Genomic DNA, 1,263 nt, shown 5'->3' with positions numbered 1-1,263 from the left:
ACGTCGAAGGCCTCGGGCCGCGCCACCTGCACCCAATCCCCGCCGGTCACGGCCGAGCCGATCAGCGCCTCGATCTCCGCTTCTTCCAGTGCGCAGGCGCGCGCGGGCGCGTAGGCCGGGAGGTCGATCCCGAGCCGCTCGCGGTAGACCAGGCGCACCAGCCCCCAGCAATCGCAGCCGTCGCGCTCCCGCCCGAAGGCGACATGCGGCAGGCCGATGTAGGCGTTCGACCAGCTCATGAAACGAATCCTTGATTGGCACAGCTGCCCCGCATGCAATGCTGCAAGTTTTCAGGAGATGAGGGCTTCGAATGACCGATCAGATACCGCCACAGTTCAATGGAGAGGTACGGGCGCGGTTGTCGCCGGATGGAACCCATTCGCTCATCGACATCTGGACTGAGAACGGACCCGTCAGCTTCGCGATCGACACCCACGAGATCGTCGTCCTCCAACGGAAACTTCGTGACGTGCAGAGAGCTGCAGAGGATCGAAAAGCCATGATCAATCCACGGTCGGACGACGGACTTCACCTGGAAATGAACACGGCGACATTGGTCCATCAGATCGGCGTTTCGCCGATCCCCAACGACGATCGGATCGGAGTTCAGTTCGTCACCAGCGCCATTCCAGACAGCTATGTCCTTACCCGGGAGATCGCGCGGGATCTGATCCAGCGGCTGCGCGCGCAACTCTACGACTGACAGCGCGCTCACAGGCACAAGCTGGACCGTATTTCCAACGAAATAGAGCCGTGGTGAACTCGGTGTCGCTCGCCACTTCGGTGTAGTCCTGCAGTTCAACAGCCATTTGAACACTCCATTCATCGGTGAAGCCCCGGAAAGCGGTCTCGGGTCATGCGGTCCATGGGGGCGTATTCCTCCTCGATCGGCTGGCGGGACATGGAGATCGAAACCTCGGCGGCATCGCCCTCGGCCGAGATCATCTTGTGATGGCGGAACTCCACCTCGACCACGTCGGGGGTCGAGGCGAGCACCACCGCCATGTGCACGGTGGCGCGGGTGCGGATGGCGCGGAGCTGTGCTGCGATCTCGTTGGTGACATTCTCGAGCACGATGGTCGCGGCAGCCGGCGCGTCCTCCTGGTCGCCGGGGATCTCGGCCGAGGCGAGCACGAAGAGGTAAGGCTCGGTGGCCGGATCCGCGCCCATCCAGGCCGAGCGCGTGCCGTAGATCAGCGGGTCGGTCGAGATCCGCGTGGTGGGATCGGTCGACAGCAGGATCGGCTGCGCCAGCGAGGCATG

Annotated in this window: 3 protein-coding genes; 1 reads left to right on the top strand and 2 read right to left on the bottom strand. The window is 63.6% G+C overall.

The genetic code is table 11. The annotated features are described in order from the left end of the window. The coding region (locus D6860_RS25090; RefSeq protein WP_164845671.1) for an NlpC/P60 family protein at positions 1-239 on the bottom strand (239 nt) is incomplete at its 3' end. A gap of 71 nt (positions 240-310) precedes the next feature. Between D6860_RS25090 and D6860_RS25085 the strand changes: the two genes are divergently transcribed. Next, positions 311-703 (top strand): hypothetical protein, encoded by a 393-nt coding sequence (locus tag D6860_RS25085; protein ID WP_076625200.1) that lies wholly within the window; start codon positions 311-313, stop codon positions 701-703. 119 nt (positions 704-822) lie between these two features. Here D6860_RS25085 and D6860_RS25080 read toward each other — a convergent pair. Next, a partial coding sequence (locus D6860_RS25080) for a hypothetical protein (RefSeq protein ID WP_128549331.1) occupies positions 823-1,263 on the bottom strand: 441 nt, incomplete at its 5' end.

It is taken from the genome of Salipiger sp. D13 (assembly GCF_003703915.1).
Taxonomy (GTDB): Bacteria; Pseudomonadota; Alphaproteobacteria; order Rhodobacterales; family Rhodobacteraceae; genus Salipiger; species Salipiger profundus.
Note: the sequence above shows the minus strand (reverse complement) of the source record. Positions and strands in the feature narration are given on the sequence as shown.

What these genes read in the sequence shown, in the direction of transcription:
- D6860_RS25085 (WP_076625200.1), top strand. Translation starts at nt 311, where the DNA reads ATGACCGATCAGATACCGCCACAGTTCAATGGAGAGGTACGGGCGCGG.